The organism is Curtobacterium sp. PhB115 (assembly GCF_003752025.1).
Taxonomy (GTDB): Bacteria; Actinomycetota; Actinomycetes; order Actinomycetales; family Microbacteriaceae; genus Curtobacterium.
The window spans coordinates 356181-371742 of the sequence record NZ_RJKR01000006.1 but is presented as its reverse complement, the minus strand read 5'-3'; the positions used below and the strand labels follow the sequence as shown (position 1 = coordinate 371742).

The 15562-nt window shown below is 72.2% G+C and carries 18 protein-coding genes; 14 read left to right on the top strand and 4 right to left on the bottom strand.

All coding sequences use genetic code 11. The features are described 5' to 3' along the window. The first annotated feature begins 88 nt into the window (after positions 1 to 88). The 3 genes from EDF19_RS07295 to EDF19_RS07285 are packed head-to-tail and all read left to right on the top strand — an operon-like array spanning position 89 to position 1394. Complete coding sequence (locus EDF19_RS07295; protein WP_123680246.1) at positions 89 to 553, top strand: prevent-host-death protein; 465 nt, start codon at positions 89 to 91, stop codon at positions 551 to 553. A gap of 4 nt (positions 554 to 557) precedes the next feature. Next, positions 558 to 902, top strand: a complete 345-nt coding sequence (locus EDF19_RS07290) for a hypothetical protein (RefSeq protein WP_260217002.1) — start codon at positions 558 to 560, stop codon at positions 900 to 902. A gap of 39 nt (positions 903 to 941) precedes the next feature. Next, entirely contained in the window at positions 942 to 1394 is a 453-nt protein-coding gene (locus tag EDF19_RS07285) for a hypothetical protein (protein ID WP_123680245.1), read from the top strand. A 151-nt stretch (positions 1395 to 1545) separates the two neighbouring features. On the opposite strand, the gene EDF19_RS07280 is transcribed toward EDF19_RS07285, so the two are convergent. Further along, positions 1546 to 3018, bottom strand: a complete 1473-nt coding sequence (locus EDF19_RS07280) for an NCS2 family permease (protein ID WP_123680244.1) — start codon at positions 3016 to 3018, stop codon at positions 1546 to 1548. Positions 3019 to 3178: 160 nt separating this feature from the next. On the opposite strand from EDF19_RS07280, the gene folE reads away from it, so the two are divergent. The 5 genes from folE (at position 3179) to EDF19_RS07255 (ending at position 6779) form a co-directional block, all read left to right on the top strand. Beyond that, positions 3179 to 3772: a GTP cyclohydrolase I gene (gene folE / locus EDF19_RS07275; protein ID WP_123680243.1), complete on the top strand. Its 594-nt coding sequence runs from the start codon at positions 3179 to 3181 to the stop codon at positions 3770 to 3772. Next, the gene (folP, locus tag EDF19_RS07270; protein WP_123680242.1) at positions 3769 to 4707 is read left to right on the top strand and encodes a dihydropteroate synthase; all 939 of its coding nucleotides are present in this window, start codon (positions 3769 to 3771) and stop codon (positions 4705 to 4707) included. Before folE ends, folP begins: the two co-directional genes overlap by 4 nt. Next, positions 4704 to 5483: a pyrimidine reductase family protein gene (locus EDF19_RS07265; protein ID WP_123680241.1), complete on the top strand. Its 780-nt coding sequence runs from the start codon at positions 4704 to 4706 to the stop codon at positions 5481 to 5483. Before folP ends, EDF19_RS07265 begins: the two co-directional genes overlap by 4 nt. 10 nt (positions 5484 to 5493) lie before the next feature. Then, complete coding sequence (locus tag EDF19_RS07260; protein WP_123680240.1) at positions 5494 to 6147, top strand: HAD-IA family hydrolase; 654 nt, start codon at positions 5494 to 5496, stop codon at positions 6145 to 6147. An 89-nt stretch (positions 6148 to 6236) separates the two neighbouring features. Further along, positions 6237 to 6779, top strand: coding sequence for a type 1 glutamine amidotransferase domain-containing protein (locus EDF19_RS07255; RefSeq protein ID WP_123680239.1), 543 nt, complete (start codon positions 6237 to 6239; stop codon positions 6777 to 6779). Position 6780: 1 nt separating this feature from the next. On the opposite strand, the gene EDF19_RS07250 is transcribed toward EDF19_RS07255, so the two are convergent. After that, positions 6781 to 7353: an MOSC domain-containing protein gene (locus EDF19_RS07250; protein ID WP_221180641.1), complete on the bottom strand. Its 573-nt coding sequence runs from the start codon at positions 7351 to 7353 to the stop codon at positions 6781 to 6783. 128 nt (positions 7354 to 7481) lie between these two features. Here EDF19_RS07250 and EDF19_RS07245 point away from each other — a divergent pair, with 128 nt between their 5' ends. The 5 genes from EDF19_RS07245 to EDF19_RS07225 all read left to right on the top strand — a co-directional run bounded on the left by EDF19_RS07245 (position 7482) and on the right by EDF19_RS07225 (position 13034). Beyond that, complete coding sequence (locus tag EDF19_RS07245) at positions 7482 to 9062, top strand: AlkA N-terminal domain-containing protein (protein WP_123680238.1); 1581 nt, start codon at positions 7482 to 7484, stop codon at positions 9060 to 9062. Continuing rightward, the gene (locus EDF19_RS07240) at positions 9059 to 9571 is read left to right on the top strand and encodes a methylated-DNA--[protein]-cysteine S-methyltransferase (protein ID WP_123680237.1); all 513 of its coding nucleotides are present in this window, start codon (positions 9059 to 9061) and stop codon (positions 9569 to 9571) included. The genes EDF19_RS07245 and EDF19_RS07240 overlap by 4 nt, the downstream gene beginning before the upstream one ends. Before the next feature lie 168 nt (positions 9572 to 9739). Then, the gene (locus EDF19_RS07235) at positions 9740 to 10558 is read left to right on the top strand and encodes an alpha/beta fold hydrolase (RefSeq protein ID WP_185022732.1); all 819 of its coding nucleotides are present in this window, start codon (positions 9740 to 9742) and stop codon (positions 10556 to 10558) included. After that, positions 10555 to 11427, top strand: a complete 873-nt coding sequence (locus EDF19_RS07230) for a hypothetical protein (protein ID WP_123680235.1) — start codon at positions 10555 to 10557, stop codon at positions 11425 to 11427. The genes EDF19_RS07235 and EDF19_RS07230 overlap by 4 nt, the downstream gene beginning before the upstream one ends. Positions 11428 to 11558: 131 nt before the next feature. Then, entirely contained in the window at positions 11559 to 13034 is a 1476-nt protein-coding gene (locus EDF19_RS07225; protein WP_123680234.1) for an amino acid permease, read from the top strand. 109 nt (positions 13035 to 13143) lie between these two features. Here the strand turns inward: EDF19_RS07225 and EDF19_RS07220 are convergent, their stop codons facing one another. Further along, positions 13144 to 13968: a LysE/ArgO family amino acid transporter gene (locus EDF19_RS07220; protein WP_123680642.1), complete on the bottom strand. Its 825-nt coding sequence runs from the start codon at positions 13966 to 13968 to the stop codon at positions 13144 to 13146. A 69-nt stretch (positions 13969 to 14037) separates the two neighbouring features. On the opposite strand from EDF19_RS07220, the gene EDF19_RS07215 reads away from it, so the two are divergent. Then, the gene (locus EDF19_RS07215; RefSeq protein WP_123680233.1) at positions 14038 to 14964 is read left to right on the top strand and encodes a LysR family transcriptional regulator ArgP; all 927 of its coding nucleotides are present in this window, start codon (positions 14038 to 14040) and stop codon (positions 14962 to 14964) included. A gap of 12 nt (positions 14965 to 14976) precedes the next feature. On the opposite strand, the gene EDF19_RS07210 is transcribed toward EDF19_RS07215, so the two are convergent. Next, on the bottom strand, positions 14977 to 15522 hold the full coding sequence (locus tag EDF19_RS07210) for a TetR/AcrR family transcriptional regulator (protein ID WP_260217000.1): 546 nt from the start codon (positions 15520 to 15522) through the stop codon (positions 14977 to 14979). Positions 15523 to 15562 lie beyond the last annotated feature (40 nt).

The window sequence follows — 15562 nt, the reverse complement described above, 5'->3', positions numbered from 1 at the left end:
GTTCGAACGTGTGTTCGAATGCTAAGTCGGTAGCAGGGCCCCTGCAAGTCCACTTGCGTTCAGAACACGTTCTGAATACAGTTTCCGCATGACCCTCCTCGCGCCGCCTCGTACTCGGCGATCCGTCCAGTCCTCGGACCTGTCGCGTCACGCCAAGCAGGTGTTCGCGGCGGCTGAGGAAGAGCCGCTCGAGGTCACACGGCGCGACGGGAAGCCGTTGGTCCTGACGACGAAGGAGCGGTCGGATGACGACGATGCGGTTCTCGAGATCGCGGCGCAGCTGATCGCGGCGGTCACGGTCAACGAGCAGCTTCCACTCCACGACCGTCTTGCTGTCCCGTACCCCTGGATCAAGCTCCTGAGCCGTGACGACCAGAAGCGGTTCGCGCGCGAGATCGTGGACGTCGCGCGCGGCTCGTTCTCGCTCCGACAGCCGCGCAGGTTGCTCCTCGAGATGCAGGCGTGGCGCAACAGCGCCGAGGCGATCGCTGCGGGATGGGGAGCGCGCGACCCGGAAGTCCTCGAAGCGCCGGTCGCCGTCGAGCGGCCCTGACGAGATGGCTGGTCGCCGGGTCGGTGTGCCCCGCCCGGTGCGCTCGACCGAGTTCACCATCGTCTTCGGTACACGATCGGCCGAGCAAGGATGGCGCGACGTCCTCGCGACCCAGCGGAACGCCGTCGCAGCCGCGTGGGACCGGCTGACGGTCGACCCCGAAACCGAAGACCTGGCGTGCCACGCGCTTCGTGGGGAGCTCGGCGTCGTCCGCCACTCGGGTCGAGACTGGACCCGTCGGCAGTTCGAGCTGAAACGTGGCGCACGGATCTGGTACACGGTCGACGATGCCGACCGAGTCGTCTTCATCACGGATGTGCACACGCGGCACCCGAACCAGACGAAGTAGCTGCCGAGCATCTCCGGTGCCGTCGTGTAGACGGGACCCATGACGAACGACGACCAGGGCCCCGACGCACAGCACCAGGTACCGGAGGGCGTGTCGGACGCGACCGTCGAGGCGCTCGGCACCCTGTCCGCCGCGGTCGAGGTCATCGAGCACGCCCGTGGCCTGCTCTACGGCTTCCACCGGCTGACGGGCACCGCCGACCTCAACCTCGGCGAGGCCGTCGAGCAACTCCGGGACGCCGGCCACACCGAACTCGCCGACCGCATCGACACGGAGCTCGTCGGACGCAACGTCATCGCCGGCCGGTGGACGTTCCAGGTCGTCGAGGACTACGACGACGGGTACTACGCCCTCGCGAAGGAACTCGAGCGCACTGCTCGTGACGAACTCGTGCAGGGACGCCGCCACCTGTTCGAGGCGGGCATGAAGGAGGACCGGCGCACCGGCGGTCGACGCCACCACGAGGCGACGCCGGGCGACCTGCCGGGCTGACACCGAGCCTCCAGACCGGCCCGAACGCGAAAGCGACAGATCCCCGCGGATGATTCGCGGACAACTGTCGCTTTCGCGGACCGCCCTCGGGCGGCCCCGCAGGAACTGTCGCTCTTGCGAACCGAACGCCCCCCGCCCGGCCAGCGGACCGTCAGCCGACGCCGAGCATCGTCTCCAGCGGCCCCCGCGCGAAGTACAGCAGGAAGCCCGCGGCGACGACGTAGAGCAGCCACGAGACCTCACGGCCACGGCCGGACAGCAGCTTGATGAGCACCCAGCTGATGAAGCCGGCGCCGATGCCGTTCGCGATCGAGTACGTCAGCGGCATGACGACGATCGTCAGGAACGCCGGCAGCGCCGACCCGAAGTCCGTCCACGAGATGTCCGCGACCTGCGCCACCATGAGCGCACCGACGACGACGAGTCCGGCGGCGGCGACCTCGAGCGGGACGACCTGCGTGAGCGGGGTGAGGAACATCGACGCCAGGAACAGCAGGCCGGTGACGACGGAGGCCATACCGGTCCGGGCGCCCTCACCGATGCCGGCGGCGGAGTCGATGAACACCGTGTTCGACGACACCGAGGCGCCACCACCCGCGATCGCGCCGACGCCCTCGACGACGAGCGCCGACTTCAGGCGGGGGAACGTGCCGTCCGGCTTCGCGACCCCGGCGGCCTTCGCCAGACCGGTCATGGTGCCCATCGCGTCGAAGAAGTTCGTGAACACGAGGGTGAAGACGAGCATCGACGCGGCCAACGGCCCGATGCGGCTGAAGGCGCCGAACAGGTCGGCGTGCCCGACGAGCGACAGGTCGGGGAACGCGAAGAGCGCACTCGGCAGGCCAGGGGCGTTGAGGTTCCAGCCGGTCTTCGAGTCGACCGAGGTCGGCACCTGGAAGATCGCCTGCAGGATGATCGCGATGATCGTGGTCGCGACGATCCCGATGAGCAGCGCGCCCTTGACCTTGCGGGCCATGAGCGTGCCGATGATGACGAGGCCGATCAGGAAGACGATGGTCGGCAGGGCGCCGACGGAGCCGTCCTCGCCGAGCTGCAGGGGCGGCGACGCGAGCCCGGAGGAGCGCACGAAGCCCGAGTCGACGAGTCCGATGAACGCGATGAACAGACCGATGCCGACGGTGATCGCGGCCTTGAGCTGCGCCGGGACGGCGGTGAAGATCATCGTCCGGATCCCGGTCAACGCGAGGATCACGATGATCACACCGTTGATGACGACGAGGCCCATCGCCTCGGCCCACGTCACCTGCTGGACGACGCTGACGGCCAGGAACGAGTTGATCCCGAGGCCCGCGGCGATGCCGAACGGCAGGTTCGCGATCAGGCCCATCGCGATGGTCATCAGGCCGGCGACGAGGCCGGTGGCGGCTGCGACCTGCGCGTTCTCGAGCCAGCCGCCGTTGACGTCCTTCGCGGCCTGGTCGGCGCTGAAGCCGCCGAGGATCAGCGGGTTGAGGATGACGATGTACGCCATGGTCACGAACGAGACGAGGCCGCCTCGGACCTCGCGCGGGATCGTGGACCCGCGTTGCGTGATGGAGAAGAATCGATCGAGGCCGGTCGCGAAGCGGTTCCGGGGTGTGGTGTCGGTCTGCGGGGCGCTCACCGATCAAGGTTAAAGGATGCTGGGTTTCCGGCGTGTCACAGGATCCTCACAGGGCGCGCAGGGCCGGGACGCGCGGCTCGCCTCTCGGGGTACGTCACGCCGTGCGGGTGCTCGCGTTGTCCGGCCACGGCTGGTGTTGGATGGTCCGGTGACGTCACGCATGGACCGTGCCCGCGTCGAGGCCGCGGTGCGCGAACTCCTGCTCGGCATCGGCGAGGATCCCGACCGCCCCGAACTCGAACGGACACCCTCCCGGGTCGCCGACGCCTACGCCGAGTTCTTCGCGGGGATCGGCACCGACGCCGTCGCGATCGCCCGTGACGGCACGGTGCACGCCGAGGACGGTGAACGCGGCCGGCTGGTGATCGTCCGCGACGTCCGGTTCCGGTCGGTCTGCGAGCACCACCTGCTGCCCTTCACCGGGGTGGCGCACCTGGCCTACGCGCCCGGCGACCGGTTGATCGGACTCGGCACGCTGTCCCGGGTGCTCGACGCCGTGGCATCACGTCCGCAGCTGCAGGAGCGGCTCGGCGAGCAGGTCGCAGCGACGATCGCCGAGGGTCTCGGAGCCGCCGGGGTCCTCGTGGTCCTCGACGCGCAGCACCAGTGCGTGACGACCCGTGGTGAGCGGCAGACCGGGTCGACGACGGTGACGGTGGCGGCGACGGGGACGTTGTCCGAGCCGGCCGGACGGGCCGAGGCGATCGCGCTCATCGGCGCGGGGCGCGTGCCCGACCCCGAGGCGGACGCGTGACGACCGAGGGGGCCGCCACGGGCCTCCAGGCAGGATCGACCGCACCCGGCTGGGTCGTGCCGGACCTGCGGCACCCGGTCCGCACGATCGGCCGCCGCTCCTTCGACTTCGACCACCGCATCGCCGTCATGGCGATCGTGAACCGCACGCCGGACTCCTTCCACGACCGGGGCGCGACCTTCGAGCTCGACCGTGCCGTCGCCGCCGCGGTCCGTGCCGCCGAGCAGGGCGCCGACTGGGTCGACATCGGCGGCGTGAAGTTCGCACCCGGCCCGGAGCTCCCCGCCGCCGACGAGGTCGACCGCGTGGTCCCCGTCGTGCAGCAGCTCGCGCACGAGTCCGACGTCACGATCAGCGTCGACACCTTCCGGCCCGAGGTGGCCGCAGCGGCGATCGCGGCCGGGGCGAGCGTGGTCAACGACACCACCGGCCTGTCCGATCCCCGGATGGCGGCCGTCGTCGCCGACTCCGAGGCGACGATCGTCATCACGCACTCGCTCGCCGAGCCGCGCCGGGCACTCGCCGCGCCGCCGCACTACGACGACGTCACGGCGTCGGTGGTCGGGTTCCTGCGGGAGCGGGTCGACCGGGCGCTCGCCGCGGGGATCCCCGAGGAGCGGATCGTCGTCGACCCGGGGCACGACCTCAACAAGAACACCGTGCAGACCCTCGAACTCACGCGGCGGCTGCCCGAGGTGGTGGCGCTCGGCTACCCGGTGCTCGCGGCGGTGTCGAACAAGGACTTCGTGGGGGAGTCGCTCGGCCGTCTCCGTGGCGAGCGGTTGTCCGGGTCACTGGCCGTCGCGACCGTGAGTGCGATGCTCGGCGCGCGGATCGTCCGGATGCACGACGTCGCCGAGAGCGTCGACGCGATGCGGATGGTCGAGGCCACGCTCGGGTGGCGCGATCCGGTGGAAGCGAGGCACAACACGTGAACGTCCTGCCCCCGTCGATCGCGGAGCTCTCCGACGACGACCTGCTCGACCTGTACACCGCGGGCGCCGCGGTACCGTGGCTGCGGGTGAACTTCGTCGCGACGCTCGACGGCTCGGCCTCGGCGGCCGGCGTCTCCGGGTCGCTCGGCGGCCCGGACGACCTGCGGGTCTTCGACCTGCTCCGCCGTGTGGCCGACGTGGTGCTCGTCGCCGCGGGGACGGTCCGCGACGAGGGCTACGGGCCGATGGTCCTGCACGACGCCGACGTCACCTGGCGCCGCGCGCACGGGATGCCCGACCACCCGGTGTTCGCGATCGTGTCGCGGTCCGTGTCGCTCGACCCGGCGTCGCGGGTGTTCACCGAGGCGCCCGTGCGGCCCGTCGTGCTGACCTCTGCGGCGGCGGCCGCGTCGGATGCCGGGGTCGCGCTGGCGTCCGTGGCCGACGTCGTGCCGTGCAGCACCGGGGCCGACCCCGACTCGGTCGACGTGGCCGGCGTCCGTGGTGCCCTGGTCGGCCGCGGACTCGGCCGGATCCACTGCGAGGGCGGCCCGTCGTTCCTCGGGGCCCTGATCGCCGCGGACCTCGTCGACGAACTGACGCTGACGATCGACCCGACGCTCGAGGGCGGCGCCGGACCCCGGATCGCGCGGGGCTCGTCGCCGGAGCTGCGGCGGATGCGTCCCGCCCACGTGCTGCGCGGTGCTGGTGACGTGCTGCTGACACGGTACGTCCGGGCGTCGGGCTCGCGGCCCGGTCGCGGGGGCATCGGTTAGGGTCGGGCGCGTGATCGACATCGTGGCGTCCGGGGTCCTCTTCGACATGGACGGGACGCTCGTCGACTCGACGGCGGTGGTGGAGGCGACCTGGACCCGCTTCGGTCAGGACCGCGGCATCGACCCGGACGAGATCCTGGCCTTCTCGCACGGTCGCCAGGCGATCAGCACGATCCAGCGCTTCCTGCCCGACCTGGACACCGACGAGCAGCTGCGCATCGCCGCCGCGCTCGTCGCCGAGGAGAGCGCGAGCACCGAGGGCATCTTCGAGATCCCCGGCGCCGCGGCCTTCGTCGAACGGCTCCTCGACGCCGGCGTCCCGGTCGCGCTCGTGACGAGTGCGCCGCGCGACCTGGCCGTCGGCCGGATGGCGGCCGCGGGCCTGTCGATGCCGACGGCGTTCGTGCCCTCGGAGGACGTCGAGCACGGCAAGCCCCACCCCGACGGGTACCTGCGGGGCGCCGCCCTGCTCGGCGTCGACCCCCGTGAGTGCGTGGCGTTCGAGGACGCCCCCGCGGGCCTCGAGTCGGCGATCGCCTCGGGAGCGACCACCGTCGTCGTCGGGCCCCACGAGTCCGACGTCACCGCCGGGCTGTACCGGGTGACGGGGTACGACGGCATCACCGTGGAACGCGAAGGGTCCGCTTTCCGCATCCGCGGCTGAACGATCGGTCCGAGCTGCGGACACGTCCAGCGCTCGCCGACGACCGTGGGGGCCGCGGCCGGAACCACCGGGCCGCGGAAGGAGCGATCATGGAAACCCTCGACGGCAAGAAGGTCCTCGTCATCGCGACGAACTACGGCGTGGAGCAGGACGAGATCGTCGTCCCCACCGAGCAGCTCCGTGCGCGCGGGGCGACGGTGACCGTGGCGGCGCAGGACTCCGACGCCATCCAGACCCTGGTCGGCGACAAGGACCCCGGCAAGACGGTCGAACCAGACACCACCATCGCCGGTGTCAACGTCCAGGGCTTCGACGCCCTCGTGATCCCCGGCGGCACGATCAACGCGGACACCCTGCGGCAGGACGCCTCGGCCGTGTCGCTCGTGACGGCTTTCGTCGAGGCGGACAAGCCCGTCGCGGCGATCTGCCACGGCCCGTGGGCACTGGTCGAGGCCGGTGTGCTGCAGGGGAAGACGATCACCTCGTTCGCCTCGCTGCAGACGGACATCCGGAACGCGGGAGCCGAGTGGGTCGACCAGGAGGTCCAGGTCGACGGCGGCTTCATCACCTCGCGCACGCCGGACGACCTGCCGGCCTTCGTCGACGCGATCGAGAGCGCGCTGACCGCGTGAGCTAGGACCCCAGCGCGACGGGGCGGGTCGTCCGGAGCACCGCGGGTCCGAGGGCGAGCACGCCGTCGGACTCCGGGTCGCACCGCACCCCGCCCCGGCCGCGCATCGCCCGGAACGCGCCGGGCGCCACCTCGTGGTCCATCCAGGCGCACGGGTTCGCCGGCCGGTACCCGCGGAACAGCACGGCACCGCTGCCGGGGCTCTGCAGGGAGAACGGCTCGCCCCGGAGTGCTTCGACGTCGGCACCGCGCAGGAAGACGTTCCGCCGCGTCGCGACCGGGTCGACCTCGGCGCCGAGCTCCGCGCCGACCGCCTCGAGCGACTCCAGCCCGATGACCGTCACCGAGGCGTGCACGTGTGCCCGCGACGCGAAGTAGCGGTCGCCGACGATCCCGAGACCGGCGCGGAGTTCGATCCGGTCGCGCAGCTCGTCCGGGTCCTCCGACCGGACCGGCAGGGCACCGTCGGCCGGCCGGCCCTCGTAGCGGTGGCGGCGCGACACGAGCAGCAGCGCGACCTCGACGTCGGTCCGGAACGGCAGGTCGACGGAGTCGGCGAACTCGTCGGAGCCCACCCGGGCACGGGCACCGGCCACGTCGTCCACGGAGGTCACGCACCCGACGCTAGCCGCGCCTCCCGGCCGTGCACTGCCCCGTCCGATTCCCGCCAGTCGCTGTCGGTGCCGCGTGTCAGGCTGGACCCGTGTCCACCCCGGGAACCGACCAGCTGCACGCCGAGCGCCACCGCGCCGTCGCCTCGCGCGACGCGCGTTTCGACGGCCAGTTCGTCACCGCCGTGCACTCCACGGGGATCTACTGCCGACCGAGCTGCCCCGCGCGCACGCCGCGCGAGAGCGGCGTCACCTTCTACCGCACCAGTGCGGCCGCGCACCTCGCCGGCTTCCGCGCGTGCAAGCGCTGCCTGCCCGAGGCGACGCCCGGTAGCCCGGAGTGGGACCTCCGCGAGGACGTCGCCGGCCGCGCCATGCGCCTCGTCCTCGACGGCGTCGTCGAACGCGACGGCGTCCCCGGCCTCGCGGCACGGGTCGGGTACTCGGAACGGCAGCTGAACCGCATCATGACCGCCGAGCTCGGTGCCGGACCGAAGGCGCTGAGCCGGGCACACCGGGCGCAGACTGCACGGACGCTCCTGACGTCGTCGGACCTGCCGATCGCGGACGTCGCGTTCGCGGCGGGGTTCGCGAGCGTCCGGCAGTTCAACGACACCGTGCGCGAGGTCTTCGCCGTCACCCCGTCGGCGCTGCGTGCGCGGCGGACGGTGCAGCCGACGTCGGACGGAGCGCTGCACGTGCACCTGCCCGCGCGGCCGCCGTTCGACGTGCAGGGCCTGCTCGACTGGCACGCGCTGCACGCCCTGCCGGGTCTGGAGCAGGCGGAAACGGACGGCTCGGGGCGGGTCGCGTCCTACGGACGGCTGGTGGACCTGCCTGGAGGCCCTGGTTGGTTCAGCGCCTCGGCCCCCGCCGTCGGGGCGGCTCGGTCCACGGCCGCGGGGCGCGGCACCGGGATCGACCTGCGGGTGCGCGTCACCGACCTGTCCGACCTGCCGACGCTCGTGGCACGGGTGCGCGCGCTCTTCGACCTCGACGCCGACCCGGTCGCCGTCGACGCCGTCCTCGCAGCCGTCCCCGGACTGACCGCTGCCGTCGAACGGGTCCCGGGGCTCCGCCTGCCCGGCGCGGTCGACGCCCACGAGGTCGTGTTCCGCACCCTCATCGGCCAACAGGTCTCGGTCGCCGCTGCCCGGACGGCGCAGACGCGGCTCGTCACGGCCCTCGGTGCTGCCGTGCCCTCCGCGATCCTGCCGGACGGCCTGCTCTTCCCGTCCGCCGCCGTCGTCGCCGCACGCGGGCGCGAGGTGCTCCGCGGCCCGGCCGCCCGGGTGGACACGATCGTCCGGGTGGCCGAGGCCCTCGCCGACGGGTCGCTCGTGGTGGACGCCGCGCAGTCCCTCGCCGAGCTCCGCGGCGGGCTGTTGGCGGTGAAGGGGATCGGCCCCTGGACGGCGGACTACGTGGCACTCCGGGTGCGACACCACCCGGACGTCTTCCTCCACAGCGACCTCGCCGTGCGCAACGGTGCACAGGAACTCGGGCTGCCCGGTACGGCGCGCGAGCTCTCCCTATGGTCGGAGCAGGTGGCGCCGTGGCGGAGCTACCTGACGATGCACTGCTGGCGACCGATCATCGACCGCGCGATGGCGGCGACCACCGGTGCTCGTGCGCACCGTGCCCCCGACGACTCCCGGAAGGACGAACGATGACCGACGCAACCATCCAGACCCTGGACACCCCCGACGGGGCCTTCACCGTGCTCGAGGACAGCGAGGGGCGTGTCCTCGCCTCGGGCTGGACCGACTCTGCCGAGCGGATCCTCGGCCGGCTCGCCGACCGGCACCGACCGGACCGCGTCGCCGTGGGGACCGTGCGATCCGCCGATGCGGTCGACGCCTTCTACTCGGGCGAGATCGAGCACGCGATGCAGGTGCCCGTGCGGCAGTTCGGCACCGAGCTCTTCACCGAAGGGTGGCGGCAGCTGCGGCTGATCCCCGCCGGCGGCACCCTGACCTACACCGAGTTCGCCGGGGCGATGGGGCGTCCCGACGCCGTCCGTGCCGCCGCGAGCGTGTGTGCGCGGAACGCCCCGGCGCTGTTCGTGCCGTGTCACCGGGTGCTGCGGACGGACGGCACGCTCGGGGGCTTCGCGTGGGGGCTCGACGTGAAGCGGTCGCTGCTCGAACGGGAGTCGGTCGGGACGACGGCCCTGGTCTGACTCGTCCGTGGCGGGCACCGGGGGCGCTGATCGCCGCCGGACCGGCTGTCTCCCCCTGGTTGCGGGTGGTGACGTGGGAGCGCTCCGATGTCATGCTTCGATGACCGACCCGCACGGTCCACCCGAGGACCCGGCGCAGCGCCGTCGAACCACCCTCGGAAGGCCACCATGGACCAGCACGTCGACCGGACCGTCGTCTCCGCGGACGGCACGGTGATCGCCGTGTCCGACGCCGGGACCGGCCCGGCCCTCGTCGTGGTCGGTGGGGCCTTCGACCACCACGGCACCCCGTACCTCGAGCACCTCACCGCCGGGCTCCGCGACCGCTACCGCGTCGTCACGTACGACCGGCGCGGTCGCGGAGCGAGCGGTGACACCCTGCCGTGGGCGATCGAGCGCGAGGTCGAGGACCTCGCCGCGGTCGTCTCCGCCATCGACGAACCGGTGGCGGCCCTCGGCCTGTGCGTCGGTGCCGGCGTCGTGCTCCGTGGGCTCTCGGGTGGCGTGCCGATCGCGGCGGCGGTCCTCTACGAACCGCCGTACCGCGCCACCGTCGACCCGCACGCCGACGACGTGGTGTTCGCCGACCTGCTCGACGAGCACGTCGCCGCCGGTCGTCGGGCCCAGGCGGTCCGTGCGTTCCTGGCCCAGGTGCTCGGCGTCCCGATGGGCGTCATCACGGCGCTCCGGCTCAAGGGTGCGCTCTGGCGGTCCCTCGTCGTCGACGCCCACGTCCTGAGCCGTGACGTGCGGGTGCTGAACGGCCTCGCGATCCCGGAGCGGGTCGCCGCCGCGGTCGGCGTGCCCGTCGTCGTCGGCGCCGGCACCGACGGTCTCGAGTGGATGCGCGACGCAGCGCGCGCGGTGGTCGACGCCGTGCCGGGTTCGGAGTACGTCGAACTACCGGGGCAGGGGCACGTCCCCGACCCCGAGGCGCTCGGCACCGTGCTCGACCGCTTCCTCTCGCCTGCGATGATGGCGGAGTGAACGCACCGCGCCTCGGACTCCTGCTCGACGTCGACGGGCCCATCGCCAGCCCCGTCTCCCGCACGATCGCGATCCCGAGCATCATCGAGGACCTCGTCGCCCTCGCTGCCGAGGGCATCCCCGTCGTCTTCAACACCGGCCGGAGCGACGCCTTCATCCGGAGCGAGGTCGTGGGGCCGCTGCTCGCCGGCGGTCTCGCCGAGGGCGGCCGCGTGCACGCCGTCTGCGAGAAGGGCGCCGTGTGGTGCTCGATCGGACCGCAGTACGAGGGCGGCATGAGCGAGCTCACCGTCGCCGAGGACCTGGCGCTGCCCCGCGACTACGCCGACGAGATGCGCGAGCTGGTCCGCACCGAGTACGCCGACCTGGTGTTCTTCGACGAGACGAAGCGCGCGATGGTCTCGATCGAGCAGCGGGTGGAGGTGCCGAACGCCACGTACCTGGCCCGGCAGCCGGAGTTCGACGCGAAGGCGATGGCGGCCCTCGAGCGCCGCGGCCTCGGCGTGCGCCGCCTCGACGACGTCCGACCCGACGCCGACGGCGCCGTGCAGTGGCGGATCGACCCGACGATCATCTCGACCGACGTCGAGTCCGACCGGAGCGGCAAGGACATGGGCGCCGAGCGGTCGCTCGAGCTCCTCGCGCAGGACGGCGAGCTCCCGACGGCCTGGCGCACGATGGGTGACTCGCGCAGCGACTACGCGATGGCGGACTGGCTGCACGCGAACGGCCACCAGGTCGCGCACGTCGATGTCCGTCCCGCCGACGGCGTGCCGACGACGCCGTACCCGGTGCTCACCGCACCCGACGGCGTGATCCACGACGAGGCCGGAGCCCGGTTCCTCGGCGACTGGCGCCGATCCGCCTGAGCCGACCCGCGCCTCCTGGCCGGTCCTGGTTCCGCGCGCGACGCGAGCCGTGCATGCCCCCCGTTTGCGTGACGGGCTGGTACACCAGTACTCTCGCGTGGTCCGCCGCCAGCCGATGACGGGATCCACCCATGGCAACGAAGCTCCGCATCAAGTCGATCGAGGCCTCACTGGCCGACTCCGAGGAGCAGGGCCGGTCCCTGAAACGCTCGCTGCGGACGTTCGACATCGCCGCGATGGGGATCGCGGTCGCCGTCGGCGCAGGCATCTTCTCGGTCGGCGCGAACGCCGCCGCGAACTTCGCCGGGCCAGGCGTCATCGTCTCGTTCCTGCTCGCCGCCGTCACGTGCGGCCTGGCGATCATGTGCTACGCCGAGTTCGCGTCGACGATCCCGGTCGCCGGCTCCGCGTACACGTTCACCTACGCCACGATGGGCGAGCTCCTCGCCTGGATCGTCGGCTGGGACCTCATCCTCGAGACCCTCACCGCGAGCGCCGTCATCGCGAAGTACTGGGGCATCTACCTCAGCACCGCGTTCGGGGTGTTCGGCGTCGACCTGCCGGACACGATCCAGCTCGGCCCGGTGCCGTTCACGTGGGGACCGGTGCTCATCGTCGGCATCTTCACGGTGCTGCTCGCGTTCGGCACCCGCCTGTCGAGCCGTGTCTCGGCGGTCATCACGATCATCAAGGTCGCCATCGTGGTGTTCGTCATCGTCGTCGGTGCGTTCTTCGTCAAGGCCGCGAACTTCACGCCGTTCATCCCGCCGTCGCAGCCCGCGAAGGGTGCGGAGGGCAGCGTCTGGACCCAGTCCCTCGTGTCCTGGTTCACCGGCTCCGAGCCGGCGCAGTACGGCGTCTTCGGGTTGCTCGCCGCGGCGTCGCTGGTGTTCTTCGCGTTCATCGGCTTCGACGTCGTCGCGACCAGCGCGGAGGAGACCGAGAACCCGCAGAAGACCCTGCCGCGCGGCATCTTCATCGGCCTCGGCATCGTGACGCTGCTGTACGTCGGCGTCAGCGTCGTCATCACCGGCATGGTCTCGTACAAGCAGCTCGCGCAGGAAGACGCGCCCTCCCTCGCCTCGGCGTTCGACATCGTCGGCCTGCCGTGGGCTGCCGGCATCATCGCGATCGGATCCCTGATCGGTCTGACCACCGTCGTCATGGTGCTGCTGCTCGGGCTGTCGCGCATCGTGTTCGCGATGAGCCGCGACGGTCTGCTGCCCCGCTGGTTCTCGAAGACCAACCCGAAGACGCAGACGCCGGTGCGTGTGCAGGTCGTCGCCGGTGTCGTCGTCGCGCTGCTCGCCGGGTTCACCGCGGTGGACAAGCTCGAGGGCATGATCAACATCGGCACCCTGTCGGCGTTCGTGCTCGTGTCGATCGGCATCATCGTGCTGCGCAAGTCGCGGCCGGACGCGCCGCGGGCCTTCCGGGTGCCGTGGTCGCCGGTGATCCCGATCCTGTCAGCGGTGCTGTGCTTCTGGCTGATGCTGAACCTCGAGGTGGAGACGTGGCTGCGGTTCGTCGTCTGGCTCGTCATCGGCTTCGCGATCTACTTCGGCTACAGTCGCCGCAATAGTCGGGTGGGTCGCGGCCTGCAGTAGGCCCGTTCGCAGAACACCGGTGTTCGCGCGCTGAACACCCGCACACCGCGGTGCAGTGCGCGAACACCGGTGTCGTGCATTCGCCGAGCGTGCGCGGCGAGTGCGCCGCCTACGCGCCGACGACGAGCAGCACGCCGAAGGTCAGCATCACGACGGCGACCAGGCCGTCGAACACCCGCCAGGTGAGGGGCTTCGCGAACAGCGGCCGGAGCAGCCGACCGCCGAACCCGAGCGCACCGAACCAGAGGCAGCTCGCCGCGACGGCACCGATCGTCCAGAGCCAGCGGTCGTCGGCGCCCTGCTGGTTCGCGACGGACCCGAGGAACACCAGCGTGTCCAGGTACACGTGCGGGTTCGCCCACGTGAAGACGAGCATGGTCGCCACCGCCGTGCGCATGGTCACCGCCTGGCCGGGAGGCACGGTCCGCGTCCGCCCCGCCACCACCGTGGGCGCGTGGTCGGCTGCACTGCCCGTGGCCGGCTCCGGCACGCCGTGCGGCTGCGCGCCGTGCGGCTGCGCGCCGTGCGGCTGCGCGCCGTGCGGCTGCGCGTCGTGCGGCCGCACGCCGTGTGCCTGCGCGTCGTGCGTCCGGACGCCGTCGTCCGCCGCGTCGTCGGCCACCCGCATCGCCTCGCTCGACGGCCGCAGTGCCCGCCGTGCCGCGAGCACGCCGTAGGTCACCAGGAACGCCGCGCCGACGAACCGGATCACCACGAGCGCCACGGGGACCCGTTCGACCACGGCACCGACGCCGAGCACCCCGGCGACGATGAGCAGCGCGTCCGAGGCGGCGCACACCACGACCGCCGCCGTCACGACCCGCAGCCCCGACGTCACCGCGAGCCGCAGCAGGTACGTGTTCTGCACGCCGATGGCGACGATCAGGGCGAGTCCGGTGCCGAGGCCGGCGAGCAGGGGGAGGAGTGCGGTCACGGTCCGACGGTACGGCTCGCCCGTCGTGCAGTACAGCTCACGTTCCTGGTGCTGCGTAAGCTCAGCTGCATGCGACGGCTCCAGCGAGAACACCTCGAGACCCTGCTCGCCGCGATCGACTACGGCACGTTCGACGCGGCGGCCCGAGCGCTGGCGGTGACCCCCTCGGCGGTGTCGCAGCGGATCCGGTCGATGGAGCAGCAGGTCGGACGGGTCCTGCTCCGGCGCACCACCCCGGTACGCCCGACCCCGGACGGCGAGGTCGTCCTCCGGCACGCCCGCCAGGCGCAGCTCCTCGACGAGGAGACCGCGCGGGCCCTCGGGGGCGGGGACTCGGTCGTGCCGTCGATCCCCCTCGCGGTGAACGCCGACTCGCTCGGCACCTGGTTCCTCGACGCTCTCGCGCTCGTCCGCGCCGACACCGAGGTGGTGTTCGACCTGCACCGCGAGGACCAGGACCGGACCGCCGAACTCCTCCGCGCGGGCACGGTGATGGGCGCCGTGACGGCCGAGGCGGACCCGGTGCAGGGTTGCTCGTCTGTGCCGCTCGGGATCGACCGGTACCGGGCGGTGGCGTCGCCCGCGTTCGTGGACCGGTACCTGGCCGGCACCGACCTGGCGACGGCGTCGGAGCGCCGGATCACCGATCGGCTCGACCGGATCCCGCTCGTGGACTACGACCGCGCCGACGACCTGCAGCAGGGGTACCTCCGCCGGGTGCTCGGGCACGCGCCGTCCGGCCCGCGGCACTTCGTCCCGACGTCCGCCGACTTCGCACGGGCGGTGTCGCTCGGGTTCGGGTGGGGGATGCTGCCGGAGGCGCAGTGCCTCGACGCCCTGGAACGTGGGGACCTCGTCGAGCTCACGCCCGGGCGGCGTGCCGACGTCGCACTGTGGTGGCAGCGGTGGAACCTGGCGTCGCCGTTGCTCGAGCGGGTGACCGATGCGGTGCGGTCGACCGCGGCCGAGCGGCTGCACCCGGTGCGGCACCGGTGAGCACGTGCCGCGTCAGGCCGTCGCGCGGTACCGCAGCCCGTCGACGAGCAGTCCGACCATGAGCTGACTCTGCTCCGGCGTCGGGGCACCGTGGCAGAGGTCGGCCACGGCGCGGAGGAGCACGGGCGCATCGATGTCGGCGCGGATCGTCCCGGCGGCCGCCGCGGCGTCGAGCAGGCCACTGAGTGCGCCCCCGAGGCGCCCGATGAAGTACGCGGGCAGCGCCTCGAACGCCGGATCGCCGGACTGCAGTGCCGCCGCGAGCCCGCGCTTGGTCGCCACGAACTCGGTGAAACGCTGGATCCAGCGGGAGAGCGCTTCGTCCGGCGGGTGCGTGGCGGCGAAGTCGTCCGCGGCGGTCGCGCAGTCCTCGACCGCGTGCTGGAACACGGCGACGACGAGGTCGGACCGCTGCGGGAAGTGCCGGTACAGCGTGCCGACACCGACCCCGGCTCGATCGGCGATGACCTTCGCGGGCGCGTCGACCCCGTCGGTCGCGAACACCGCCGTGGCGGCGTCGGTCAGGGCGTCGGCATTGCGGCGGGCGTCGGCGCGCACGGGTCCTCCTGGTCGGGGTCTTGCGGAAACGGAAAGGCCT